Here is a 24,011-nt window from a genome sequence, read left to right on the forward strand (position 1 = left end):
CTTCGTCTTTCACGCGGCAAGTGCGTTGACTGCGCTCGTTCACACCAGTCACATAATGAGCTATGCTCCTGGTGCTTCTCTCGCTTGCGTCTTCTTGCAACGCGAAATCCATGGAGTAATGCGTGATTACTTAGCGATAACCTTGCGACCGCGGTAGAAACCGTCGGCAGTGATGTGGTGACGCAGGTGTTTTTCACCAGAAGCTTTGTCTACAGACAGGCTGGTGACTGCGGTCAGCGCGTCATGGGAACGACGCATGCCACGTTTGGAACGGGTTGGTTTATTCTGTTGTACGGCCATGGACCTTACTCCTCAATTACTTATGCTTTAAGCTGGCTAATACGGCAAATGGATTTGGTTTTTGTGCCTCTTCAGGCAGTTCACCAAAGACCATGTCCGCGTCGGACACTTCACAGTGTTCAGAATCATGCACCGGAACTACGGGCAAGGCGAGGATGATTTCATCTTCAACCAGCGCCAGCAGATCGATTTCACCGAATTCGTTAACCTCAATCGGCTCATACGCTTCCGGTAGTGCTTCGGCCTGTTCGTCATTTCTGACGGGGCTGAAACAATACGTTGTGTGAACATGATGGGGGAACGGTTTCCCGCAACGCTGACATTCGAGGGTTACCGACACCGTCGCATCGCCGCTTAAAACGGCAAGACGCTGGTTATCGATAGCGAACGACATGCTGCATTCCACATCGCTGTCCACGCTGACAACAGAATCAGCGACACGCACAGCCTGATCACGGGTATAGATACCTTGGTAATCTAAGCGTTTTTGAGCCGTGCGAACCGGATCGAGAGTCAGGGGTAATTTTACCTTTTGCATAGGGCGCGCATATTAACTTTGTAACGTCATAGAGTCAAAGAAAAAGGCAGCCTCAGGTTGCCTTTTGCCATTTATTCGCACACATTGCGGCGCATAGTTTAAAATGATGCTCTGCGAAGCGCTATATGTGGATGAAAAAATATGTCTGAACTAATCCTCGCGTCAACCTCGCCGTGGCGGCGAATGCTGCTGGAAAAACTGTCGGTGCCTTTTGAATGCGCTGCGCCGAACGTTGATGAAACCCCGCTGCCCGGCGAACCTGCCCGCCAGCTGGTGATGCGTCTGGCGCAGGCAAAGGCGCAGGCCCTTGCCGCACGCTACCCACAGCACCTCATTATAGGCTCCGATCAGGTTTGTGTCCTGGACGGTGAAATTACCGGCAAACCGCATACGGAAGAAAACGCCCATCGCCAGCTGAGAAAGGCCAGCGGCACCATCGTCACGTTCTATACCGGCCTGGCGCTGTACAATTCCGCCAACGGTCATCTACAAACGGAATGCGAACCTTTCGACGTTCATTTCCGCCGTTTAAGCGACCAGGAAATTGAGAGCTATATCCGCAAGGAAAACCCGCTGCAGTGCGCCGGAAGCTTTAAAAGCGAAGGTTTAGGCATCACGCTATTCGAACGGCTTGAGGGGCGCGATCCCAACGCGCTGGTCGGTTTGCCGCTCATTGCCCTGTGCCAGATGCTGCGCCGGGAAGCGTTGAATCCCCTGCTCACGTAAACATGATAAAGGCCTCCCGATCCCACGCGGTCTCTTCCTGAGGCCGCGTGCCGCCACTTTACAACGCGTTTTACCCGCTGCCCAACGGAGCAGAGCAGGTTTACCCCAACTTAATTAATGCATCGCCTGTCACAGTTTATTTTACCCGCGCCATTAGAATCCATTATGAAACGTTGTTTTATTTTTAAATGGAGCCACTATGCCAACCCGCGCTACGCTTTTGACCCTCACCCTGCTGGCCGCCGCCGGCGTTAATGCCCATGACTGGCAGCGCCAGGGCATCGTAGAGGGCAATCTCCCCGCCTCCTGGCAGCAGTTGAAAGCGCAGATGACCTACCCGGACTCGTGGCTCTCTGGCCACTACCGTGATTTTGAGCAATGGCGACAGCAGGCTCGTACGCTGCTTCGGCAGTCTCTGCTAACCCCGGCGTCGACACTCCCCTTCGCGCCGCAAACGCTGATGAGAGAAAATCGAGGCGCGTATACCGCCGAGAAGCTGGCCTTCAACGTAACCGACGATAACAGGATTGCCGCGCTGATGTTGACGCCAAATTCCCCCGGCCCTCACCCGGCAATTGTTCTGCTGCACGACCATGGCTCAAAGTTTGATATCGGTAAGGAGAAGCTAATCCGTCCGTGGAACGACGCCGCACGGCTGGCCAGCGCCGAGGCGTGGGCGGATAAATTTTTCAGCGGTCGGTTTATCGGCGATGAACTGGCGCAGCGCGGCTATGTCGTCATCGCCATTGATAGCCCGGGTTGGGGGGACCGAGGGCCGATGGTCTACGAGCAGCAGCAGGCCCTCGCCAGCAACTACTTTAACCTGGGGCGCTCGCTGGCAGGTGAAGTTGCCTATGAAGATCTGCGTACCGTCGATTTCCTCAGCACTTTAAAAACGGTTGATAGTCAACGCATTGGGGTCGTGGGTTTCTCAATGGGCGGTTTTCGCGCCTGGCAGCTGGCCGCCCTGTCTGACAAAGTCGCCGCGACTGCGGTTATCTCCTGGTTTGGAACCTGGAACGGCCTGATGCAGCCTGGCAACAACGTTTTGCGCGGCCAGTCGGCGTTTTATATGCTTCACCCTGGCTTATCCGGACGCCTCGATATTCCCGATATCGCCAGCATTGCCGCGCCAAAACCGATGCTTATTTACAGCGGCGGACAAGATAAGCTCTTCCCGGCGGAAGCCGTTAACGACGCCTTCGCAAAAGTACATAAAGTGTGGGCATCGCAAAACGCGCAGGATAAGCTGGAAACAAAAACGTGGCCGGAACTGGGCCACGTTTTTAATCAACAACAGCAGGATGAAGTTTTCCCCTGGCTTGCCAGGTGGCTCAAACCCTGAGCCTGAGCGCGGTCATTTCGCGTTACGCAAGACCTGCAGGCAGCGCTTAAGCTGATTATCTAAGGGGGCTTCAATGCGCATAATCTCCCCGCTACCCGGATGGGTAAACTTCAGCGCCGCCGCATGCAGAAACAGCCGGTTAAGGCCGGTGCCCGCCAGCTGCTTATCAAATTCACGGTCGCCGTAGCGGTCGTCAAAAGCAATAGGGTGGCCGGCGTATTGCGTATGCACGCGGATTTGATGCGTACGACCGGTCACCGGGCTGCAGCGCACCAGCGTCGCATGGGTATAACGCTCTTCAACTTTAAAGCGCGTCTCCGACGGTTTCCCCTCCTGGTTAACCCGCACAATGCGCTCACCACTCTGCAGAATATTTTTCAGCAGCGGTGCCTGCACCACTTTAGTATGCGACTGCCACTGCCCGCGCACCAGCGCCAGGTAATCCTTCTGCATTCCTTTGTCGCGCAGCTGCTCGTGCAGGGAACGCAGCGCGGAGCGCTTTTTGGCGACCAGCAGCACGCCGGAGGTGTCGCGATCCAGGCGATGCACCAGCTCCAGGAAACGCGCTTCCGGACGCAGCGCGCGCAGACCTTCAATTACGCCAAAGCTCAATCCGCTGCCGCCGTGTACCGCCGTTCCGGAAGGCTTGTTAAGCACCAGGATATGATCGTCTTCATATAAAATCACATCGGCCAGCGCGGCCACTTTTTGCAGGTGTGGAGAGACCGCCTCTTCTTCTTTCTCAGAGACGCGAACCGGCGGGATGCGCACTTCGTCGCCGGCTTCCAGTTTATATTCCGGCTTCACGCGCTTTTTGTTAACCCGCACCTCGCCTTTACGCAAGATGCGATAAATCATGCTCTTCGGTACGCCCTTCAGCTGCGTACGCAAAAAGTTGTCGATACGTTGCCCGGCTTCATCATCAGCAATGGCAACCATTTTTACGCTTGGGATCTCAGTTTTCATGGTGCGCGATTCTAAATAGCCCGACGCATTAGCGCCACTCATTTTTATATGCTTATATTTATCATCATCCGGATTTCACAGTACGCTTCATCATCGTTTTGTTTGTTATTAGAACAATCTGTATACGCGGGTGAAAAAACTGTGAGTAACCGGGTGATAAAAGGTGAAAGTCAACTTGCTATAACGAGCTTAGCAATGGAATAATGATGCAGTATTCCGTGCTGAAACTTGTTAGAACAAGAAATTAGCGGAATGACCAATTTTGTCTGACCGATCATCAACGCAGCAATGGCGTAAGACGTATTGATCTTTCAGACAGTTAGCGGGCTGCGGGTTGCAGTCCTTACCGGTACAGGCTCTATGGATTTCACGTCGCAGGAAGGCGTTCACACTGGGATATCCCGGCGCTCATCTGGATCAAATGATTAAGATGAGCAGGTTAAGCCGCCACGCCTGCTGCATGAAAAACGATGGGTATAAATGGAATCTTCTCTGGTGATACATCCCAGGCAGTTCCCCTGATAAGTGCGCTGTGTTTCCGTTTGAAATACAGGCGACCGACACTCTGCGCCTCTTAAGCGCGCGACAGCCGTGAGGTTGGCGACGTGAAACAGACACGAGGCCATCGGTTTTCCCCGGTAAGGCGTTACTCTGCCCGTAGCTTAGTCGTCAATGTAAGAATAATGAGTAAGTTACGATGAAAAGAATGTTAATCAACGCAACTCAGCAGGAAGAGTTGCGCGTCGCCCTTGTTGATGGGCAGCGCCTGTACGACCTGGATATCGAAAGCCCCGGGCACGAACAGAAAAAAGCGAACATCTACAAAGGCAAAATCACTCGTATTGAACCTAGCCTCGAAGCCGCATTTGTTGATTATGGTGCCGAGCGTCATGGTTTCCTCCCTCTCAAAGAAATTGCCCGCGAATACTTCCCTGCCAACTACAATTCTCACGGTCGTCCAAACATCAAGGACGTGCTGCGTGAAGGCCAGGAAGTGATTGTCCAGATCGATAAAGAAGAGCGTGGCAATAAAGGCGCCGCGCTGACCACCTTTATCAGCCTGGCGGGTAGCTATCTGGTGCTGATGCCGAATAACCCACGCGCTGGCGGTATTTCACGCCGCATCGAGGGTGACGATCGCACCGAACTCAAAGAAGCGCTGGCCAGCCTTGAGCTGCCGGACGGCATGGGACTTATCGTCCGCACCGCTGGCGTCGGCAAATCCGCCGAAGCGCTGCAGTGGGACTTAAGCTTCCGCCTGAAGCACTGGGAAGCCATCCAGAAAGCCGCAGACAGCCGCCCTGCTCCGTTCCTGATCCATCAGGAAAGCAACGTCATCGTGCGCGCTTTCCGCGACTATCTGCGTCAGGATATCGGCGAAATCCTTATCGACAACCCGAAGGTGCTTGAGCTGGCTCGCCAGCACATTGCGGCGCTGGGTCGTCCGGATTTCAGCAGCAAAATCAAACTGTACACCGGGGAAATCCCGCTGTTCAGCCACTATCAAATCGAATCGCAGATTGAGTCCGCTTTCCAGCGTGAAGTGCGTCTGCCTTCCGGCGGTTCTATCGTTATCGACAGCACCGAAGCGCTGACCGCTATCGATATCAACTCCGCACGCGCCACCCGCGGCGGCGACATCGAAGAAACGGCGTTTAATACCAACCTTGAAGCAGCCGATGAAATCGCTCGTCAGCTGCGTCTGCGCGACCTTGGCGGCCTGATCGTTATCGACTTCATCGATATGACCCCGGTTCGCCACCAGCGTGCGGTAGAAAACCGCCTGCGCGAAGCCGTCCGTCAGGACAGAGCGCGCATCCAGATCAGCCATATTTCCCGCTTTGGACTGCTGGAGATGTCGCGTCAGCGCCTGAGCCCGTCGCTCGGGGAGTCCAGCCATCACGTCTGCCCGCGCTGTAGCGGAACGGGTACCGTGCGCGATAACGAATCGCTGTCGCTTTCTATTCTGCGTTTGATCGAAGAAGAAGCGCTGAAAGAGAACACCAAAGAAGTTCACGCTATCGTACCGGTGCCGATTGCCTCTTACCTGCTGAACGAAAAACGTGCCGCGGTAAGCGCGATTGAAACCCGTCAGGCCGATGTGCGCGTTATTATCGTGCCAAACGACCAGATGGAAACGCCGCACTACTCTGTTCTGCGCGTGCGTAAGGGCGAAGAGACCTCCACGCTGAGCTATCTGCTGCCGAAACTGCACGAAGAAGAGATGGCCATGCCTTCTGATGAAGAGCCGGCCGAGCGTAAACTCCCGGAACAACCGGCGCTGGCTGCTTTTGTCATGCCTGACGCGCCTCCGGCTCCGGCCCAGGAAGAGCCGGCCAGAGCCGCGGCTACCGTTGCGCCTGCCGCATCCGCACCGAAAGCGGCAGCGCCGGCGCAGCCTGGCCTGGTTGCCCGCTTCTTCAGCGCGCTGAAAAATATGTTCTCCAGCGAGGAAGAGACTAAACCGGCAGAAGTTCAGGTTGAGAAAAAAGCGGAAGAGAAATCCGAGCGTCAGCAGGATCGTCGTAAACCGCGTTCCAACAACCGCCGCGATCGCAATGACCGCCGCGACAACCGGGATAATCGCGATAGCCGCGAGAACCGCGATAGTCGTGCCGAGAACAGCGAAGGCCGCGAGTCTCGTGAAGAAAACCGCCGCAACCGTCGTGAGAAGCAGCAGCAGAACGCTGAGCCGCGCGAAATCCGCCAGACAACGGTCGAAGATAGCGAAAAAGGCAAAGCGCGCGACGAGCAGCAGCCGCGCCGCGAACGTAATCGCCGTCGTAACGATGATAAACGTCAGGTTCAGCAGGAAGCCAAAGCGCAAACCCGCGAAGAGCCGGTTGTTCAGGAGAGCGAGCAGGAAGAGCGCGTGCAGACGATGCCGCGTCGTAAACCTCGCCAGCTGGCGCAGAAGGTGCGTATTGAATCTGCCGCCGCTGAACAGGTTGTCGAGCCGGTAGCCGCGCCTCAGGTCGCCGAAGCGCCGGTCGTCCAGCCGGAAGCCGCAGCGCCGCGCACTGAACTGGCGAAAGTCGATCTGCCGGCGGTTGTTGAACCCGCTGCGGAACATGACGACAACGGTGAAGCCCGCGAATCTAACGGTATGCCGCGTCGTTCACGTCGTTCTCCTCGTCACCTGCGCGTCAGCGGCCAGCGCCGTCGTCGCTACCGTGATGAGCGTTACCCGACGCAATCCCCGATGCCGCTGACCGTAGCCTGCGCATCGCCGGAAATGGCGTCTGGTAAAGTGTGGATCCGCTACCCGGTCGTTCGCCCTCAGGACCAGCAGCAGGAAGACGTGCAGGTTCAGGAGTTCTCAACCACTGCGGCTGAGCCCGTCGTCGCGCCAGTGGCTGCCGCTGAGCCGGTTGTCTCTGAAGTGATTGCCCCGGCTGTCGCCGCAGAAAGCGCAGTCGAGCCAGTGGCTACTACCGAGCCTGTGGCGGTGATTAACGAACCTGAAGTTCCGGTCGTAGAAACCACGCATCCGGAGGCTATCGCCGCCCCTGTTGATGAACAGCCGCAGCTGATTGCCGAAGCCGAAGAAGTTGTCGCAGAAGCCGTTGACGTCGTTGCGCAAGAGGCTGTCGAACCGGAAGCTGCGGTCGCTGAACCTGTTGCGGTTGAAGAGACGGCGGTGGTTGTTGAGGAAGCGCCTGTTGTTTCCGAACCGGTGGTTGAACCTGCACCAGCGGCGGAACCGGTGGTTGCGACTCAACCTGTTGTCACGGCTGCGCCGGTCGTTAAGGTCGCCAATCGTCACGCCACGGCGCCGATGACCCGCGCCCCAGCGCCAGACTACGTACCTGAAGCGCCTCGTCAAAGCGAGTGGGTTCGCCCGAACTTTGATTTTGACGGTAAAGGTTCTGCTGGCGGCCATAGCGCCACGCACAAAGCCGCTGCCGGACCTACCCGTCCGCAGCCCGTAGAGTAACGTCACCTCGACAAGACCGGCCCCCGCGGCCGGTCTTTTTTTATTCCCCTTCCGGACGTTGCATCCCCGCAATCTGCGGCATGACCTCACGCATCAGGTCGAGAAACTTACGCAACCGCGTCGGATAGTAGCGCGCCCAGGGATACACCAGGTGTACCGGCAGCGGTGAGGCTCGCCACTGCGGGAACAGCTCCACCAGCCGCCCGGCGGCAATATCGTCCGCTACCGCCCAGCTCGACACAATCGCCGCGCCCAGCCCCGCCAGCGCGGTATTACGCGCCACATGCACGCTATCGGTACTCAGACACGGCGCGATGGCAAAGGTAATAAGCTGCTCATCCACCTGCGACTGCAGCCTCACCTCATGCTGATAGAACGTGCTGATGGCTATCCACGGCAGCAACGACATCTCCTGCGGCGCGCTTAACGGCGGCAAGTTTGCCAGCAGCGATGGGGATGCCACCACGCTGCGGGGAACCTCGGCCAGCAGTACCGATACCGTAGCCGGATCCACCTCGGCCCCCACGCGAATCGCGCAGTCGATACCATCGCTCAGAAAATCGACCGTCTTATCGTTCAGCATCCATTCAACCGCCAGCTGGGGATAGCGCTGCAAAAAACCCACCAGCGGCCCCAGCAGCTGTTGCTGACCAAACGCATGCGGGGCCCGCACCCTTAAAATCCCCACCGGCCGGTCATCGGTGATCCGCAGGTCGTCCTCCAGCGCCAGCCAGGCATCGACGACCTGGCGGGCATGCTGATAACAGCGCTCACCGTCATCGGTCAGCTTCATCGCGTGAGTCGTGCGCAGAATCAGCTTTGCGCCAAGCAGCCCCTCCAGAGACTGAAGCCGTCGACTTACCGTCGCCTGGGTCGTATTCATCTGTACCGCGGCGGCGGAGAGAGACCCGGCCTCCACGATACGAATGAACGTACGCATCAGTTCGATACGATCTATACGCTCTTGCTTCTTCATTTATATTTTGCCTATACGTTTAGCGTATAACCGTTTTACCACCGGGCTATCTACCGCGCCAGCCGGATTACGGGAAAAATAGCGCCATCGCTTCTAAGAGGAATCCACCATGACACCAACTCCACTCACCTCCCGCGCCGCCGGGTGGGTCATTTTCATCCTTGCGCTGGGCGCAGGCTTCAGCGTCGCCTCAATCTATTACGCGCAACCGCTGCTGCCGCTGATGGGGGCTAACCTCCATTTGAGCGTTGAGGGTATGGGTCTGGTTCCGACCCTGACCCAGGCCGGCTACGCGCTGGGCATACTTTTCCTTCTCCCGCTTGGCGACCGCCACGACCGCAGAAAGCTGATCCTGATGAAAAGCGCCGCGCTGGCCGTCCTGTTGCTGCTCTGCAGCCTTACCGGTCAGCTAAGCTCTCTGCTGATTGTCAGCCTGCTTATCGGTATGGCCGCGACCATGGCGCAGGATATCGTACCGGCAGCCGCGATTCTGGCTCCCGCGGGCAAGCAGGGGAAAATGGTGGGTACGGTGATGACCGGCCTGCTGCTGGGGATCCTGCTGTCGCGAACCGTTAGTGGTCTGGTGGGGGCGCTATTCGGCTGGCGGGTAATGTATCAGGCGGCTGCGGTCAGCATCGCGATGATTGGTGTGGTGATGTGGCGCGTGCTGCCGCGCTTCGAAATTCACTCAACCCTCAGCTACCCGCAGCTGATGAAATCGATGGCGCATCTGTGGAAACGCTATCCGGCACTGCGTCGCGCCGCATTCGCCCAGGGATTCCTCTCTATCGCCTTTAGCGCCTTCTGGTCTACGCTTGCGGTCATGCTGTTGGCGCACTATCAGATGGGCAGCGCGGTAGCCGGTGGCTTCGGTATTGCAGGGGCTGCCGGGGCGCTTGCCGCCCCGCTGGCCGGCGGCCTGGCCGACAAGTTCGGCGCAGAAAAAGTCACGCAAATGGGCGCGGCGCTGGTGACGGTTTCGTTTGCCCTGATGTTTTTGCTGCCTGCGCTACCGCCGCATGGTCAGCTAATCCTGATTGCCATCTCGGCCGTCGGTTTTGACCTGGGGCTGCAATCCAGCCTCGTGGCGCACCAGAATCTGGTGTATGGCCTGGAGCCGCAGGCGCGCGGACGCCTCAACGCGCTGCTGTTCACCGGCGTGTTTATTGGGATGTCGCTGGGTTCAGTACTGGGAAGCAAACTGTATGTGCTCGCAGGCTGGAGCGGCGTGGTGACCCTCGCCGTCGTAACCGGTGCGATTGCCCTTGGGATCCGCCTGCTGGAAAGCGCCAGGGTCGTATCGGCGCAGCGAACCGCCAGATAAAGAGCGAACCGTCAGGTAAAAAAAGCCGCTGTGCAATTCCTGCAAAGCGGCTTTTCTTTCATCAGAACAACTCAAACCGTGCGGCGAGCAAACTCTTTCACGCGAAAGCCCAGCAGCAGCAGCGTCGCGAAATAGGCGACAACGCCAGCCACCACGACAACCATCAAGCGCAGCAGGCGGAACGGCATCGTCCCCTGCGACCACTCCGGCATCAGGTACATCACGCCCAGCAGCGCCGCTGACATAATAATCACCGCAATGACCAGGCGCAGCAGGAACAGGAACCAGCCCGGCTGAGGCGTAAAAATTTTCTGTTTCCGCAGTTGCCAGTAGAGCAGCGCGGCGTTCAGGCAGGCCGCCAGACCAATCGACAACGACAGACCAGCGTGCTTCAGGGGGCCAATAAAGGCGAGGTTCATCACCTGCGTCATGATCAGCGTGACGATGGCAATTTTCACCGGCGTTTTAATGTCCTGCCGCGAATAGAATCCGGGAGCCAGCACCTTCACGACGATGAGCCCCATCAGCCCGACAGAATATGCCACCAGCGCACGCTGGGTCATCGCGGCATCAAAAGCGGTAAATTTCCCGTACTGGAATAACGCGACCGTCAGCGGCTTGGCCAGGATCCCTAACGCCACCGCGCTCGGTAGCGCGAGCAGGAAGCACAGGCGTAATCCCCAGTCCATCAAACGGCAGTATTCATCGTGATTGCCGCTGGCGAAGCTTTTAGACAGCGAAGGCAGCAAAATGGTCCCCAGCGCCACGCCCAGTACGCCGGACGGAAACTCCATCAGACGATCGGCGTAGTACATCCACGATACGGAGCCGGAAACGAGGAATGAGGCAAAAATCGTGTTAATGATCAGCGAGATTTGGCTGACTGAGACGCCGAGAATCGCCGGGCCCATCTGTTTTACCACCCGCACCGCGCCAGCATCTTTAAGGTTGACCCGCGGCAGCACCAGCATGCCGATTTTTTTCAGATGCGGCAGCTGCCAGGCGAGCTGCAAAATACCGCCAACCGTTACCGCCCACGCCATTGCCAGCATCGGCGGATTAAAATAGGGCGCGGCAAACAGCGCAAAACCAATCATGCTGACGTTCAGGAAGGTCGGGGCAAAAGCAGGCACCGAAAAGCGGTTCCAGGTATTCAGGATGGCGCCCACGAGTGAAGCCAGGGAGATCAACAGAATATAGGGAAAAGTGATGCGCAAGAGCTGCGTGGTCAGGGCGAACTTTTCGGGCGTATTGGCAAATCCCGGCGCGGTGATAGTAATCACCCACGGTGCCGCCAGCATACCGGCGACGGTGACCAGCGCCAGAACCAGCGTCAGCAGCCCCGAAACATAGGCGACGAACACCCGGGTCGCATCTTCACCCTGCTTGCTTTTATACTCCGCCAGAATCGGCACAAAAGCCTGTGAGAAAGCGCCTTCAGCAAAAATACGCCGTAAAAGGTTCGGGAGTTTAAAAGCAACGAAGAAGGCGTCGGTGGCCATCCCCGCGCCAAAAATACGCGCCACAATCGCATCGCGCGCAAAGCCCAGCACGCGCGAGAACATGGTCATCGAACTGACGGCCGCCAGTGATTTTAAAAGATTCATTAACGTGTTATTCCACAACCCTGGAGTAAAACGCCCGCAAATGCGGGCGCTGGAAAGTGGCGATAGTCTACCGGGTTCATAATGAATTACTACTGTCAGTTGTTACAACGGATTATTCGCTCATCGCTTCGCGCCAGAGTTTCTCTATAACGCGCTGAGCAAGCAGCGCCTGCTCGCCGGACGTTTCAGGAACCGTCTGATTTTGCACGCATTCGATAAAATGCCGCGCGCAGCCGGTAAATCCACGCTGCTCAAGGGTGGTCTGCCAGCCAGGGATCGGGCGCTGGATCACGCCGCGCCCCCGCTCCTCCTGCCACTCCCGCATATCCCGGACTTCATATAATCCGCCGTCGGTTACCGCCTGTACCCACTCCCGCTGGCTTCCGGCGCGGCGGTGCATACTGGTGGTTATCTGCATCATTCCGCAACTGAAATGGTGTTCGGCATACAGCATCTCCCCTTGAGCGGTGGTGTGCAGCGCACCGCCGCTTAAACGCGCTTTATCGCCCGCCAGCCATAGCGCGGTATCGACGACGTGCAGATAGTCATCCAACAGCGTGAAGCGCAGATCGTGGCCCACGCTGTCGCTACGGTGCTTATCCATCCGCAGCGACGCAGCGCTCCCGAGCTGGGCCTTCAGCTCGCGATAGAGGGGGGCAAAACGGCGGTTAAACCCGACCATTAGCGTGAGATGACGGCGAGCGGCCAGCTCAACCAGCGCCTCCGCATCGCTGAGTTTATCCGCCAGCGGTTTATCAACGCAGACATGCACTCCGGCATTGAGCAGGCGGGAAACCACTTCATAATGTGAAGCCGTTGAAGTATGCACGAATACGGCATCACACTGCGCCGCCAGCTGTTCCAGAGAATCCGCATAGGGAATACGCCAGGTTTCACAGATACGCAGCGCTTTCTCTTTCCCGGGCGACCACGCCGCCTGCAGCGTCCAGTCATCGGCGGCCCCCAGCACCGGTAACCACGCCTTTTGCGCGATACCGCCCAGGCCAACCACTCCTATACGTAGTTTCGCCGACATGCTTAATCTCCCAGGTGAGCCAGCAGTGAATCGAGACGCGCTTTCAGCTCGGCAACTTCCGCCTCCAGCGCCTCAACGCGCATCTGAAGATCGTCGCCGGGCGGCGACACGGCCTCCACGACGGTAATCAGTGAATCCATATCATCGCAGAACAGATGCATATAGCGGCTTTCACGCTTGCCAGGCTCCCGCGGCAGACGCGCAACATAGGGGCCATCTTCTCGCGAAGCCAGGTTTTCGAGGACGCTTTCAACCTCGGCCATATCGCTGAATTCATGCATTCGCTGCGCGCGACCGCGGAGTTCGCCAGGCGTCTGCGCCCCGCGCAGCAGCAGTGTGGTCACGATAGCGACTTCCGCCGGCGTGAATTTCAGATCGCCGAATTCAGAGTTGCAGAAGCGTTGTTCATACTTGGTCACCCGATTGCCGAAACCGCTGACCGTACGCAAATAATGGCGTTTGACTAGCGTATCGAGCAGATCCTGAACTTCACTTTCGCTGAGCGACATTACCGGTTCACGGTTTGTTTTCTGGTTACAGGCGGTGACCACCGCGTTGACCGACAGGGGGTACTGCTCCGGCGTGGTGACCTGCTTTTCCAGCAGGCAGCCAATGACCCGCGCCTCATGCGCGGTTAACTGATATTTCATGATGTCTCCTTAGCGACCCGGGGTCCAGTCCGGTGTCGTCAACGCCGTCAGTACGTGATCGCGCCACTGCCCATCAATGAGCAGGTAATCTTTGGCGTAACCCTCTTTTTCAAAGCCCAGACGCGCCAGCAAATCGCCGCTGCGCTGATTATGCGGCATATAGTTTGCCATTATGCGATGGATATGTTGCGTGCGCTGCATATAGCGAATGGCCGACGTCAGCGCTTCATACATCAGCCCCTGCCCTTGCCATTTCTCCCCGATGGAGTAGCCGAGATAGCAGGCATGAAACGATCCGCGCACCACGTTCGAAAAATTCGCCACGCCGATGATCTCTTTTTCTTCCGGGTCAAGCAGAGCAAAATAGAACGCCGAGCCCTGCTTATGAAACTCAGAAATCATCGATAAACGCGCCTGCCAGCCGGAAGGATAACAGTGGCTGTCATCGCGCACCGGTTCCCAGGGTTTTAAGAACCCTTTATTTTCCGCGTAATAATCGGCCAGACGCCAGGCGTCACGATCGTGCACCAGCCGAACCACCAGCCGGTCCGTCGTCAAACGCACCTTCGGTACGTTACTGCGATAGCCAAACATTCCCCTCTCCTGTTCCCCTGACGCAATACTTGCTGACTTTACTATACCTGTCCTGCACGGCGGTGTGAAAACAGCAACATACCATTTTCTGCACCATCTCTGCTTTTCGATGAATAGCCTCTATCGTTCTTGCATTTTGATAAAAAAATATTGTCGCGAGCGCGCTGGGAAAATAGCCATTAACCCCGCAAAATGTCAGAGCTTATTCTTATTTTTCCCTGGAGGGGAAATGTCCCGCGTATCGCAGGCAAGGAGCCTGGGTAAATATTTCCTGTTAGTCGATAACATGCTTGTCGTACTCGGCTTTTTCGTTGTGTTCCCGCTTATCTCCATTCGCTTTGTCGACCAGATGGGATGGGCTGCGCTGATGGTCGGGATTGCGCTCGGCCTGCGTCAGCTGGTGCAGCAAGGCTTAGGAATATTTGGCGGCGCCATTGCCGACCGTTTTGGCGCCAAACCGATGATCGTTACCGGTATGCTGATGCGCGCGGCCGGCTTCGCGGCGATGGCCGTTGCCCATGAACCCTGGGTGCTATGGCTCTCCTGTATTCTTTCTGGCCTCGGCGGCACGCTGTTCGATCCCCCGCGGGCGGCGCTGGTGGTCAAGCTGGTACGCCCGCACCAGCGCGGACGTTTCTTCTCTATCCTGATGATGCAGGACAGCGCAGGAGCGGTGATCGGCGCGCTGCTAGGTAGCTGGCTGCTGCAATATGATTTTCGCCTGGTGTGCAGCGCCGGAGCGGCGCTGTTTATCGCCTGCGCGGCATTCAACGCCTGGTATCTTCCCGCCTGGAAGCTGTCGACGGTCAAAACGCCGGTTCGTGAAGGACTGGGGCGCGTGTTGCGCGACAAACGCTTTGTCACCTATGTGCTGACGCTGACCGGGTATTACATGCTGGCGGTGCAGGTGATGCTGATGCTGCCTATTATGGTTAATGATATTGCGGGTTCTCCGGCGGCGGTCAAATGGATGTACGCCATTGAAGCGACCATTTCGCTAACGCTGCTGTATCCGATTGCCCGCTGGAGCGAAAAGCGTTTTCGCCTGGAGCAGCGCCTGATGGCCGGCCTGCTGATCATGACGCTCGCGATGATGCCAATTGGCCTGAGCAGCAATTTGCAGCAGCTGTTTACGCTGATCTGCGTATTTTATATGGGGTCAATCATCGCTGAACCCGCGCGTGAAACGCTGGGGGCGTCGCTGGCGGATGCGAGAGCGCGCGGCAGCTATATGGGCTTTAGCCGGTTAGGCCTGGCCTTCGGCGGCGCTTTCGGCTACGCAGGCGGCGGCTGGCTGTTCGATGCCGGTAAGGCCGTCGGTCAGCCTGAGCTGCCGTGGCTGATGCTGGGCATTATCGGCCTCGCGACGTTTATTGCGCTGTGGTGGCAGTTCAGTCCAAAACGTTCGGCCTCCGGAATGCTGGAGCCGCGAACCTGATTTGCCGGGCCTTCGTTTCTCCTCCATACTGAATTGAGGATGTTCAGCAACAATGGAGGAGAAACGTGAAGTTATATATCTACGATCACTGCCCGTTCTGCCTTAAAGCCCGCATGATTTTCGGCCTGAAAAATATCCCTGTCGAACTGATTGTGCTCCTGAACGATGATGAATTAACCCCCATCCGAATGATCGGCCAGAAAATGGCGCCAATCCTGCAAAAAGACGATAGCCGCTATATGCCGGAAAGCATGGATATCGTGCACTATGTCGATAAGCTGGACGGCAAACCGCTGCTTACCGGCCCGCGTAATCCGGCGGTGGAAACCTGGCTGCGGAAGGTCAACGGCTACGCGAACCGCCTGCTGATCCCCCGCTTTGCCAAATCCGCGTTTGATGAATTCGCCACGCCAGAGGCGCGCGCCTATTTTGTGAAAAAGAAAGAGGCGGCTATCGGCAGCTTTGCCGACCATCTCGCCCATTCCCCCGGTCTGGTGAAGAACATCAGCGACGATCTGCGGGCGCTGGATAAACTGATTGTCCAGCCAAACGCCGTCAACGGAGAACTCTCTGAAGATGATATTCAGCTCTTTCCTCTGCTGAGGAATCTGACGCTGGTTGCCGGCGTGAACTGGCCGAGTCGGGTGGCCGCCTATCGTGACAACATGGCCAAACAGACGCAGATCAACCTGCTTTCTTCAATGGCTATTTAACCTCAAGGCAGCGGATGGTTTGGCCCTTCGCTGCCGAACGCCTCTTTTTCAGTCTTTTCCGCTAGCACCTCCTGCGCTGGCGGGCCATGCTGCTTTGTGTCAGGATGAACCCATGGCATGACATTAAGGAATCCAATGAAAAAGATGTTTATTGCGGCCGCGCTTATCGTTAGTGGCCTGCTTAGCGCCTGTAATCAGCTCACGCAATATTCCGTGAGCGAGCAGGAAATCAATCAGGCGCTGCAGAAACGTAACCACTTCGCTAAGGATATTGGCCTGCCAGGCGTAGCGGATGCCCATATTGAACTGCAAAATCTTACCAGCGCTATTGGCCGTGAAGAACCAAACAAAGTCACGTTAAGCGGCGTGGCCAATTTAGATCTGAATTCACTTTTCGGGAACCAGAAAGCGACCATCGATCTGAAGCTCAAAGCGCTGCCGGCTTTCAATAAAGAAAAGGGGGCCATTTTCCTGCAGGAGATGGAAGTCGTCGATGCTAAAGTTCAGCCGGAAAAGCTCCAGTCTGTCGTACAGACGCTGATCCCTTACCTGAATCAGTCCCTGCGTAGCTACTTCAATCAGCAGCCTGCCTACGTCCTGCGCGAGGATGCCAGCACCGGTGAAGCGCTGGCGAAAAAGTATGCTAAAGGGATTGAAGTGAAGCCCGGCGAGATTATTATCCCGTTCACCAACTGATGGCTCGGGCGCTGAAGCGCCCGATTTTTTACGGAAGTTGATGCAAAGGAAAACGTTTACGCTTATCCTTAGTGCCCGGCAAAAACAGCCCTGATGACTGAACCTATTAGCCGGAGCCTTCCATGACAGCACAATCCCAGGTATTGAAAATCCGCCGCCCTGATGACTGGCATATCCATCTGCGCGATGACGATATGTTAAAAACCGTCGTGCCTTATACCAGTGAATTTTATGGCCGGGCAATCGTGATGCCAAACCTGGTACCGCCTGTCACTACCGTCGAAGCCGCCCTCGCCTATCGCCAGCGTATCGTTGATGCGATCCCTGCGGGCCATGATTTTACGCCGCTGATGACCTGCTATCTGACGGATACGCTCGACCCGGCTGAGCTGGAGCGCGGATTTAACGAAGGCGTATTCACTGCCGCCAAGCTCTATCCGGCCAACGCCACCACCAACTCCAGCCACGGCGTCACCAGTACGGATGCCATTATGCCGGTGCTGGAACGCATGGAAAAGCTGGGGATGCCTCTGCTGGTTCACGGTGAGGTCACCCATGCTGATATCGATATTTTTGACCGGGAAGCGCGCTTTATTGAAACGGTCATGGAGCCGCTGCGTCAGCGCCTGCCCGGCCTGAAGGTGGTCTTCGAACACATCACGACCAAAGATGCCGCTGAATACGTACGCGACGGTAACGAGCTGCTGGCGGCCACCATCACCCCGCAGCACCTGATGTTCAACCGTAACCATATGCTGGTTGGCGGCGTGCGTCCCCACCTTTATTGCCTGCCGATCCTGAAACGCAATATTCACCAGCAAGCGCTGCGCGAACTGGTTGCCAGCGGTTTTGACCGCGCTTTCCTCGGCACGGATTCCGCTCCCCATGCCCGCCATCGTAAGGAAGCCAGCTGCGGATGCGCAGGCTGTTTTAACGCGCCGACCGCGCTGGGCAGCTACGCCACGGTATTTGAGGAGATGAACGCCCTGCAACACTTTGAAGCCTTCTGTTCGCTTAACGGCCCCCGCTTCTATGGCCTGCCGGTCAATGAGGGCTACGTGGAGCTGGTGCGCGAAGAGAGCCAGGTGGTCGAGAGTATCGCCCTGCCAGGCGACGCGCTGGTGCCGTTCCTTGCCGGGGAAACCGTGCGCTGGACGATGAAAAAATAAATAGCCTGCCCCCTGTTGTAAATCTTCAGAGTGTACTGTATAAATAAACAGTACATTATCCAGGGGGCAATTATGCGTATTGAAGTCTCTATCGCCAAATCAACAGCCTTACCCAACGGCGCCTTAGATGCGCTGAACAATGAACTCTCGCGTCGTATCGAACAGCAGTTTCCCTCTACCTCAAGTCAGGTAACGGTTCGGTACGCGGCTAATAACAATCTGTCGGTTATCGGCGGCCTGAAAGAAGACAAAGACCGGATTAGCGAAATCCTGCAAGAAACCTGGGAAAGCGCTGACGACTGGTTTGTCCGCGACTAGTCAATTAAATTTGCTCCCTCATTGTGCAATTTTTTGCCGGGTCGCCCCGGCTTTTTTATTTTTTTCATAGTCAGACTCTCCCCTATTGCTTTTCCTTAGCACCTTCATAAATAACAATTAACCCTCCCTGATTTGCCTAAAAAATCAGCAAATGGGCGCGTATGTATCTCTATTTCATTTAATTTCTCGAGTTTATTCTTGACTACTGATATAATTAACTTGCTTCAAAAAACATGCATTAAACCTCGAGAACTGTTGTCTTTTAACATATGAATAAGGGGTTATGATGGAAAAGAATAATGAAGTCATCCAGACCCATCCCCTCGTCGGATGGGACATCAGCACCGTTGATAGTTACGATGCGCTGATGTTGCGCCTGCACTACCAAAACCCCGCTCAAGAAAGCAGTAGAGACGCAGAGATTGGCCAGACGCTATGGCTAACGACGGACGTTGCACGTCAGTTTATTTCGATTCTGGAAGCAGGTATTGCGAAGATTGAATCTGGCGAATACCAGGAAAATGAGTATCGAAGGCATTAAAATTTAGCGCTAATGTCAGAATATTCACTTAACAGGCACCCTCGGGTGCCTGAATTATTTTCGGGCTTGTATAACAGCAGGTTGTTAATTACCCTGCTAATAAAGCAATAACCTGGAACCCACCATGCAATACGATCTTATCATTATCGGTAGCGGCTCGGTCGGCGCTGCCGCAGGCTATTATGCGCGGCAGGCAGGGCTCAACGTACTGATGATTGATGCCCATCAGCCGCCGCATCAGGAAGGCAGCCATCACGGCAGTACCCGCCTCATTCGTCACGCCTATGGCGAAGGCGAAAGATATGTCCCCCTGGTACTGCGCGCGCAACAGCTATGGGATGAGTTTGCCGCCGCCAGCGGTGAAGCCGTCTTTGAACGTACAGGAGTGATTAACCTCGGGCCTGCCGGCTCCGACTTTCTGCGCAATGTTGCCAGCAGCGCGCGCGAGTTCCAGCTCAATATCGAAGAAATGGATGCGCAGACGGTGATGACTCGCTGGCCGGAAATTCGTATTCCTGATGATTATCGGGCGATATTTGAACCCGCATCCGGCATACTGCGCAGCGAACTGGCCGTTGAAAGCTGGATCCGTCTGGCACGCGAAGCGGGCGCCGCACAGCTCTTCAACTGCCCGGTATCGGCCATTCACCACGCGCCGAACGGCGTAACCGTCGAGACGCTTGATGGTGAGTACAGCGGCAAAAAACTGCTGGTTAGCGCCGGTACCTGGGTTACCCGGCTGATGCCAGAACTCCCTGTCCAGCCGGTACGTAAAATTTTCGCCTGGTTTCAGGCGGATGGCCGCTACAGCAGCAAAAATAATTTCCCGGCGTTTACCGGTGAGTTAGCGAATGGCGATCAGTTTTACGGTTTCCCGGCAGAAGATAACGAATTGAAAATCGGCAAGCATAACGGCGGGCAGCCTATTTCCACGCCGGAAGAACGTAAGCCGTTTGGTGCCGTTGCAACGGACGGCTCTGAAGCTTTTAGCTTCTTGCGTAATGTGTTGCCCGGTATCGGCGGCTGCCTGCATGGCGCATCCTGTACCTATGACAACACCGCCGACGAGGACTTTATCATTGATACGCTGCCCGGCCAGCCGGATACGCTATTGATTACCGGCCTGAGCGGACACGGCTTTAAGTTCGCACCGGTACTCGGTGAACTGGCCACACGGTTCGCGCTTGAAGAACCCTTTGGGTTTGATCTATCCCCGTTTTCACTGGCGCGGTTTAAGAAATAATCGCCCGCCGTACAACCTGACAACCACGCTAAAGAAACGGCCTCGCTTGAGGCCGTGAATGATGAGAGAGATGATGCGTCGCCTGTTCGAATTACTGGTTAACAACGTCCGCGAACATTTTATGATTTATCTGGCGCTGTGGCTTCTGCTGGCGTTTATCGATCTTATCTGGCTATGGTTTTTCTGAAGGCTCAGGATCCGGGATCCCCAGCTTCGTATTCAACCGACCGCGAGATTTATTAAAGATCTTATTGCCATTCTCGCGGCCGGCGCGCAGTTTTCGCTGCTCCTCTTCCGGCAGCTTATGCTCTTTCATGCAGGCTTCGCTACAGCAGCCGGCGAATTTCTCCGCGCAGGCAGGACACTGAATAAACAGCAGGTGGCAACCATCGTTCAGGCAGTTGGTATGGCTGTCGCAGGGAGCGCCGCACTGATGGCAATGGGCGATAACATCATCTGAGATACGCTCTCCCATACGCTCATCGAATACAAAGTTCTTACCGACAAAGCGAACCGGCAGCCCCTGTTCGCGCGCGCGTCGCGCGTATTCGATAATCCCGCCCTCAATATGCGAGACCTTAGTGAACCCATTGTGCTTCATCCACGCGCTGGCTTTTTCGCAGCGGATACCGCCGGTGCAGTACATCACGATATTTTTATCTTTATGTTCCTGCATCATCTCAACGGCCTTCGGCAGCTGGTCGCGAAACGTATCCGCCGGGATCTCCAGCGCGTTCTCGAAATGGCCGACCTCATATTCGTAATGGTTACGCATATCAATAAAGACCGCATCCGGGTCGTCCAGCATCGCGTTGACTTCCGCAGCCTTTAAATAATCGCCCACGTCCGATGCATCAAACGTCGGATCGTCAATCCCATCCGCGACGATCCGATCGCGTACCTTGAGACGCAGAACCCAGAAGGATTTACCGTCATCATCGAGGGCGATATTCAGGCGCAGGCCATTCAGGGCGGGATCAAAAGCGTATAAGAATTCGCGCAGCGCATCGACCCGGCTTTGCGGAACGCTAATTTGCGCGTTAATACCTTCGTGAGCCAGATAAATTCGGCCAAAAACGTTCAGCTTAGTCAACGCAATCCACAGCGCATCGCGCGTGGCTTTTGGGTCGATAATAGTGAAATATTTATAAAACGAGATCGTCGTGCGCGGCTCGGTCTCAGCCAACATTTGCGCCTTTAACGTCTCATTTGAAATGCGGTTATGTAACACTGGCATGGTGTACCTGCTCGGCATAGTCAATGAGTAAAATAAACGGCGGGCATCATATAGCAAACACGCTTAATTTACATCCCCACATTTTGCGCTACATTTTTCTCACCCATATTTGCTTGCGTTAACATTAAATGCCATCTGCGGCCGGTATTTTGGCTGAGGCATAAAAAAATGCGATAATAGAACACGTTGCTTAATTAAACAGGTATGAGATGACCCATTTACCTAAATTTTCCGCAGCGTTGCTGCACCCGCGTTACTGGTTGCTTTGGCTCGGGATCGGCCTGCTCTGGTTGGTTGTTCAGCTGCCTTATCCGCTGATTTATCGCCTCGGAACCGGTCTTGGCCGCCTCGCCATGCGGCTAATGAAGCGCCGGGCCAAAATAGCCAACCGGAATCTGGAGCTCTGTTTTCCCGATAAGAGCGAACAAGAGCGTCACCGCATGGTCGTGGCAAACTTTGAATCCGTTGGCATGGGGTTAATGGAAACCGGCATGGCCTGGTTCTGGCCGACGAAGCGTATTGCGCGCTGGACTGACTCCATCGGCGTCGAGCATATCCGTGATGTTCAGGCGCAAAAGCGCGGCATTTTGCTGATTGGCATTCATTTCCTCACGCTGGAGATGGGCGCGCGCATGTTCGGTATCAACGAGCCGGGCATTGGCGTTTATCGTCCAAACGATAACCCGGTTATCGACTGGCTGCAGACCTGGGGACGCCTGCGCTCCAACAAAGACATGATCGATCGTAAGGATCTGAAAGGCATGATCCGCGCGCTGAAAAAGGGTGAAGTGATCTGGTATGCGCCGGATCACGACTATGGCCCGGCCGCCAGCGTATTTGTGCCGTTTTTCGCCGTTGACCAGGCCGCGACCACCTCGGGCACCTGGATGCTGGCAAAGATGTCTAAAGCCTGCGTTGTGCCGTTCGTGCCGCGCCGTAAACCGGACGGTAAAGGCTATGAGCTGATTATCCTGCCGCCGGAGTGCGATCCGCCGCTGGACGATGCGGAGACTACCGCCGTCTGGATGAACAAAGTGGTAGAGAAGTGCATATTGATGGCGCCGGAACAGTATATGTGGATGCATCGCCGCTTTAAAACGCGTCCTGAAGGCGTTCCTTCTCGTTACTAGCGCCTCCCGGCGCGCGGTCGCGCAATGACTCCGCATCTGAATCCGGATGCGGGGTAAGCCCCACCGTTCAGAGCCCTCCTTTAGCTTTAAAAGCTCTCCTCCATTGCGGCAACCATTTCTCAGGCGCATAATTAGCAGGCTCATATTTTCAATTATTTGACCTGCGTGGCAGGCCAGTGGAATCCTATGCCCTCTGCTGATACCCCCATTAACTGGAAACGTAATCTCACCGTCACCTGGCTCGGCTGCTTTTTAACCGGCGCCGCCTTTAGCCTGGTGATGCCGTTCCTCCCGCTCTACGTCGAACAACTCGGCGTAACCGGCCATAGCGCCCTCAATATGTGGTCAGGGCTGGTTTTCAGCATTACCTTTTTATTTTCCGCCGTGGCCTCCCCCTTCTGGGGCGGTCTCGCGGACCGCAAAGGGCGCAAAATTATGCTGCTGCGCTCGGCCCTCGGTATGGCAATCGTTATGCTGCTGATGGGCCTGGCGCAGAATATCTGGCAGTTTCTGATCCTGCGCGCGCTGTTAGGTCTGCTCGGCGGATTTATTCCTAACGCCAATGCGCTGATAGCGACGCAAATTCCCCGTCATAAGAGCGGCTGGGCGCTGGGGACTCTCTCTACCGGGGCGGTCAGCGGCGCGCTGCTGGGGCCGCTGGCCGGCGGTTTCCTGGCCGATCACTGGGGATTGCGTACCGTCTTCTTTATGACGGCAGGCGTGCTGTTTATTTGTTTCTTATTTACCCTTTTTCTCATCCGCGAAAATTTTGTCGCCGTCAGTAAAAAAGAGATGCTCAGCGCGAAAGACGTTTTCACGTCGCTTAAAAATCCGAAGCTGGTGCTGAGTCTGTTTGTGACATCGCTGATTATCCAGGTGGCTACCGGTTCTATCGCGCCGATTTTGACGCTTTACGTGCGCGATCTCGCCGGCAACGTCAGTAATATTGCGTTTATCAGCGGCATGATAGCTTCAGTCCCCGGTATTGCCGCCCTGCTTAGCGCCCCTCGCCTCGGTAAACTCGGCGACCGTATCGGTCCGGAAAAGATCCTGATCGTTGCGCTGGTGATTTCTGTCCTGCTCCTGATTCCCATGTCGTTTGTCCAGACGCCGCTGCAGCTGGGGATCCTGCGCTTCCTGTTAGGCGCCGCCGACGGCGCGCTGCTGCCGGCAGTGCAAACGCTGCTGGTGTACAACTCCACCAGCCAAATCTCGGGCAGAATATTCAGCTATAACCAGTCGTTCCGCGATATCGGCAACGTCACGGGCCCGCTCATCGGCGCATCGGTTTCCGCCAACTACGGCTTCCGGGCAGTCTTTTTAGTCACCGCCGGTGTGGTGCTGTTCAATGCGGTCTACTCGACCCTGACCCTCGGTCGCTCCCGCCGCCCCCGGGCAACGGACAATCCGGGTTCCGGCACGCATTCGGTAAATTAATGTCCGTGTGGCGTTCACCTCCTTGACGCATTGCCAACCGCCTTCTATAGATTGAATCGTGTTCATTTCTATTCATCTTAGGAGGTTAGC

At 56.0% G+C, this 24,011-nt stretch carries 23 protein-coding genes; 14 read left to right on the top strand and 9 right to left on the bottom strand.

The window, feature by feature from the left end:
• Positions 1–126: 126 nt before the first annotated feature.
• Both rpmF and yceD read right to left on the bottom strand, forming a co-directional pair.
• Positions 127–300 carry a 50S ribosomal protein L32 gene (rpmF, locus tag ABLU87_RS16490; RefSeq protein ID WP_004101077.1) on the bottom strand — a complete coding sequence of 58 codons (174 nt, stop codon included), beginning with the start codon at positions 298–300 and terminating at the stop codon, positions 127–129.
• A 16-nt stretch (positions 301–316) separates the two neighbouring features.
• Positions 317–838, bottom strand: coding sequence for a 23S rRNA accumulation protein YceD (yceD, locus tag ABLU87_RS16495; protein WP_004849895.1), 522 nt, complete (start codon positions 836–838; stop codon positions 317–319).
• A gap of 141 nt (positions 839–979) precedes the next feature.
• Between yceD and ABLU87_RS16500 the strand changes: the two genes are divergently transcribed.
• Together ABLU87_RS16500 and ABLU87_RS16505 are read left to right on the top strand one after the other, a co-directional pair.
• Positions 980–1,564, top strand: a complete 585-nt coding sequence (locus ABLU87_RS16500) for a nucleoside triphosphate pyrophosphatase (RefSeq protein ID WP_004849894.1) — start codon at positions 980–982, stop codon at positions 1,562–1,564.
• Positions 1,565–1,763: 199 nt separating this feature from the next.
• Positions 1,764–2,909, top strand: a complete 1,146-nt coding sequence (locus tag ABLU87_RS16505; RefSeq protein ID WP_014228837.1) for an alpha/beta fold hydrolase — start codon at positions 1,764–1,766, stop codon at positions 2,907–2,909.
• 12 nt (positions 2,910–2,921) lie between these two features.
• Here ABLU87_RS16505 and rluC read toward each other — a convergent pair whose 3' ends face one another.
• The gene (gene rluC / locus ABLU87_RS16510) at positions 2,922–3,875 is read right to left on the bottom strand and encodes a 23S rRNA pseudouridine(955/2504/2580) synthase RluC (RefSeq protein WP_014228836.1); all 954 of its coding nucleotides are present in this window, start codon (positions 3,873–3,875) and stop codon (positions 2,922–2,924) included.
• Positions 3,876–4,572: 697 nt separating this feature from the next.
• Here rluC and rne point away from each other — a divergent pair.
• Entirely contained in the window at positions 4,573–7,812 is a 3,240-nt protein-coding gene (rne, locus tag ABLU87_RS16515; RefSeq protein WP_122117650.1) for a ribonuclease E, read from the top strand.
• Between the two features lie 40 nt (positions 7,813–7,852).
• Here the strand turns inward: rne and ABLU87_RS16520 are convergent, their stop codons facing one another.
• The gene (locus ABLU87_RS16520; protein ID WP_122117649.1) at positions 7,853–8,788 is read right to left on the bottom strand and encodes a LysR family transcriptional regulator; all 936 of its coding nucleotides are present in this window, start codon (positions 8,786–8,788) and stop codon (positions 7,853–7,855) included.
• 109 nt (positions 8,789–8,897) lie between these two features.
• Between ABLU87_RS16520 and ABLU87_RS16525 the strand changes: the two genes are divergently transcribed.
• Positions 8,898–10,112, top strand: coding sequence for an MFS transporter (locus ABLU87_RS16525; RefSeq protein WP_014228834.1), 1,215 nt, complete (start codon positions 8,898–8,900; stop codon positions 10,110–10,112).
• A gap of 71 nt (positions 10,113–10,183) precedes the next feature.
• Here the strand turns inward: ABLU87_RS16525 and murJ are convergent, their stop codons facing one another.
• The 4 genes from murJ to rimJ all read right to left on the bottom strand — a co-directional run bounded on the left by murJ (position 10,184) and on the right by rimJ (position 13,999).
• Positions 10,184–11,719, bottom strand: coding sequence for a murein biosynthesis integral membrane protein MurJ (murJ, locus tag ABLU87_RS16530; protein ID WP_004849883.1), 1,536 nt, complete (start codon positions 11,717–11,719; stop codon positions 10,184–10,186).
• 112 nt (positions 11,720–11,831) lie between these two features.
• The gene (locus tag ABLU87_RS16535) at positions 11,832–12,755 is read right to left on the bottom strand and encodes a Gfo/Idh/MocA family oxidoreductase (protein WP_025106906.1); all 924 of its coding nucleotides are present in this window, start codon (positions 12,753–12,755) and stop codon (positions 11,832–11,834) included.
• A gap of 2 nt (positions 12,756–12,757) precedes the next feature.
• Positions 12,758–13,405 carry a YceH family protein gene (locus tag ABLU87_RS16540; RefSeq protein WP_014228831.1) on the bottom strand — a complete coding sequence of 216 codons (648 nt, stop codon included), beginning with the start codon at positions 13,403–13,405 and terminating at the stop codon, positions 12,758–12,760.
• Between the two features lie 9 nt (positions 13,406–13,414).
• A complete protein-coding gene (gene rimJ / locus ABLU87_RS16545) occupies positions 13,415–13,999 on the bottom strand; it encodes a ribosomal protein S5-alanine N-acetyltransferase (protein ID WP_004131378.1) in 585 nt (194 codons plus the stop codon).
• Between the two features lie 229 nt (positions 14,000–14,228).
• On the opposite strand from rimJ, the gene mdtH reads away from it, so the two are divergent.
• The 8 genes from mdtH to ABLU87_RS16585 all read left to right on the top strand — a co-directional run bounded on the left by mdtH (position 14,229) and on the right by ABLU87_RS16585 (position 20,304).
• Positions 14,229–15,437 (top strand): multidrug efflux MFS transporter MdtH, encoded by a 1,209-nt coding sequence (mdtH, locus tag ABLU87_RS16550; protein WP_004849878.1) that lies wholly within the window; start codon positions 14,229–14,231, stop codon positions 15,435–15,437.
• 65 nt (positions 15,438–15,502) lie between these two features.
• Positions 15,503–16,150: a glutaredoxin 2 gene (grxB, locus tag ABLU87_RS16555; protein WP_122117648.1), complete on the top strand. Its 648-nt coding sequence runs from the start codon at positions 15,503–15,505 to the stop codon at positions 16,148–16,150.
• A gap of 135 nt (positions 16,151–16,285) precedes the next feature.
• Positions 16,286–16,846 carry a lipoprotein gene (locus ABLU87_RS16560; RefSeq protein ID WP_004849873.1) on the top strand — a complete coding sequence of 187 codons (561 nt, stop codon included), beginning with the start codon at positions 16,286–16,288 and terminating at the stop codon, positions 16,844–16,846.
• Positions 16,847–16,968: 122 nt separating this feature from the next.
• Entirely contained in the window at positions 16,969–18,015 is a 1,047-nt protein-coding gene (pyrC, locus tag ABLU87_RS16565; RefSeq protein ID WP_014838079.1) for a dihydroorotase, read from the top strand.
• A 72-nt stretch (positions 18,016–18,087) separates the two neighbouring features.
• Positions 18,088–18,333, top strand: a complete 246-nt coding sequence (dinI, locus tag ABLU87_RS16570) for a DNA damage-inducible protein I (protein ID WP_004101040.1) — start codon at positions 18,088–18,090, stop codon at positions 18,331–18,333.
• Positions 18,334–18,619: 286 nt separating this feature from the next.
• Positions 18,620–18,874, top strand: a complete 255-nt coding sequence (gene bssS, locus ABLU87_RS16575; RefSeq protein WP_004101039.1) for a biofilm formation regulator BssS — start codon at positions 18,620–18,622, stop codon at positions 18,872–18,874.
• A gap of 124 nt (positions 18,875–18,998) precedes the next feature.
• A complete protein-coding gene (gene solA / locus ABLU87_RS16580) occupies positions 18,999–20,117 on the top strand; it encodes an N-methyl-L-tryptophan oxidase (RefSeq protein ID WP_122117574.1) in 1,119 nt (372 codons plus the stop codon).
• A gap of 73 nt (positions 20,118–20,190) precedes the next feature.
• Positions 20,191–20,304 carry a YceO family protein gene (locus ABLU87_RS16585; protein ID WP_004101037.1) on the top strand — a complete coding sequence of 38 codons (114 nt, stop codon included), beginning with the start codon at positions 20,191–20,193 and terminating at the stop codon, positions 20,302–20,304.
• Here the strand turns inward: ABLU87_RS16585 and ABLU87_RS16590 are convergent.
• A complete protein-coding gene (locus ABLU87_RS16590; protein ID WP_122117573.1) occupies positions 20,290–21,354 on the bottom strand; it encodes a rhodanese-related sulfurtransferase in 1,065 nt (354 codons plus the stop codon). The two genes, ABLU87_RS16585 and ABLU87_RS16590, sit on opposite strands and share 15 nt — an antisense overlap.
• Before the next feature lie 209 nt (positions 21,355–21,563).
• Between ABLU87_RS16590 and ABLU87_RS16595 the strand changes: the two genes are divergently transcribed.
• Together ABLU87_RS16595 and mdtG are read left to right on the top strand one after the other, a co-directional pair.
• Positions 21,564–22,484 carry a Kdo(2)-lipid IV(A) acyltransferase gene (locus ABLU87_RS16595; protein WP_004849864.1) on the top strand — a complete coding sequence of 307 codons (921 nt, stop codon included), beginning with the start codon at positions 21,564–21,566 and terminating at the stop codon, positions 22,482–22,484.
• Between the two features lie 186 nt (positions 22,485–22,670).
• Positions 22,671–23,921, top strand: coding sequence for a multidrug efflux MFS transporter MdtG (mdtG, locus tag ABLU87_RS16600; protein ID WP_014228827.1), 1,251 nt, complete (start codon positions 22,671–22,673; stop codon positions 23,919–23,921).
• The last annotated feature ends 90 nt before the right edge of the window (positions 23,922–24,011 follow it).

The organism is Klebsiella sp. CB_Kp196, assembly GCF_040061575.1.
GTDB lineage: Bacteria > Pseudomonadota > Gammaproteobacteria > Enterobacterales > Enterobacteriaceae > Klebsiella > Klebsiella michiganensis.

Coding starts and splice junctions, on each gene's coding strand:
- rpmF (WP_004101077.1), bottom strand. CDS start 300: ATGGCCGTACAACAGAATAAACCAACCCGTTCCAAACGTGGCATGCGT.
- yceD (WP_004849895.1), bottom strand. CDS start 838: ATGCAAAAGGTAAAATTACCCCTGACTCTCGATCCGGTTCGCACGGCT.
- ABLU87_RS16500 (WP_004849894.1), top strand. CDS start 980: ATGTCTGAACTAATCCTCGCGTCAACCTCGCCGTGGCGGCGAATGCTG.
- ABLU87_RS16505 (WP_014228837.1), top strand. CDS start 1,764: ATGCCAACCCGCGCTACGCTTTTGACCCTCACCCTGCTGGCCGCCGCC.
- rluC (WP_014228836.1), bottom strand. CDS start 3,875: ATGAAAACTGAGATCCCAAGCGTAAAAATGGTTGCCATTGCTGATGAT.
- rne (WP_122117650.1), top strand. CDS start 4,573: ATGAAAAGAATGTTAATCAACGCAACTCAGCAGGAAGAGTTGCGCGTC.
- ABLU87_RS16520 (WP_122117649.1), bottom strand. CDS start 8,788: ATGAAGAAGCAAGAGCGTATAGATCGTATCGAACTGATGCGTACGTTC.
- ABLU87_RS16525 (WP_014228834.1), top strand. CDS start 8,898: ATGACACCAACTCCACTCACCTCCCGCGCCGCCGGGTGGGTCATTTTC.
- murJ (WP_004849883.1), bottom strand. CDS start 11,719: ATGAATCTTTTAAAATCACTGGCGGCCGTCAGTTCGATGACCATGTTC.
- ABLU87_RS16535 (WP_025106906.1), bottom strand. CDS start 12,755: ATGTCGGCGAAACTACGTATAGGAGTGGTTGGCCTGGGCGGTATCGCG.
- ABLU87_RS16540 (WP_014228831.1), bottom strand. CDS start 13,405: ATGAAATATCAGTTAACCGCGCATGAGGCGCGGGTCATTGGCTGCCTG.
- rimJ (WP_004131378.1), bottom strand. CDS start 13,999: ATGTTTGGCTATCGCAGTAACGTACCGAAGGTGCGTTTGACGACGGAC.
- mdtH (WP_004849878.1), top strand. CDS start 14,229: ATGTCCCGCGTATCGCAGGCAAGGAGCCTGGGTAAATATTTCCTGTTA.
- ABLU87_RS16560 (WP_004849873.1), top strand. CDS start 16,286: ATGAAAAAGATGTTTATTGCGGCCGCGCTTATCGTTAGTGGCCTGCTT.
- pyrC (WP_014838079.1), top strand. CDS start 16,969: ATGACAGCACAATCCCAGGTATTGAAAATCCGCCGCCCTGATGACTGG.
- dinI (WP_004101040.1), top strand. CDS start 18,088: ATGCGTATTGAAGTCTCTATCGCCAAATCAACAGCCTTACCCAACGGC.
- bssS (WP_004101039.1), top strand. CDS start 18,620: ATGGAAAAGAATAATGAAGTCATCCAGACCCATCCCCTCGTCGGATGG.
- solA (WP_122117574.1), top strand. CDS start 18,999: ATGCAATACGATCTTATCATTATCGGTAGCGGCTCGGTCGGCGCTGCC.
- ABLU87_RS16585 (WP_004101037.1), top strand. CDS start 20,191: ATGCGTCGCCTGTTCGAATTACTGGTTAACAACGTCCGCGAACATTTT.
- ABLU87_RS16590 (WP_122117573.1), bottom strand. CDS start 21,354: ATGCCAGTGTTACATAACCGCATTTCAAATGAGACGTTAAAGGCGCAA.
- ABLU87_RS16595 (WP_004849864.1), top strand. CDS start 21,564: ATGACCCATTTACCTAAATTTTCCGCAGCGTTGCTGCACCCGCGTTAC.
- mdtG (WP_014228827.1), top strand. CDS start 22,671: ATGCCCTCTGCTGATACCCCCATTAACTGGAAACGTAATCTCACCGTC.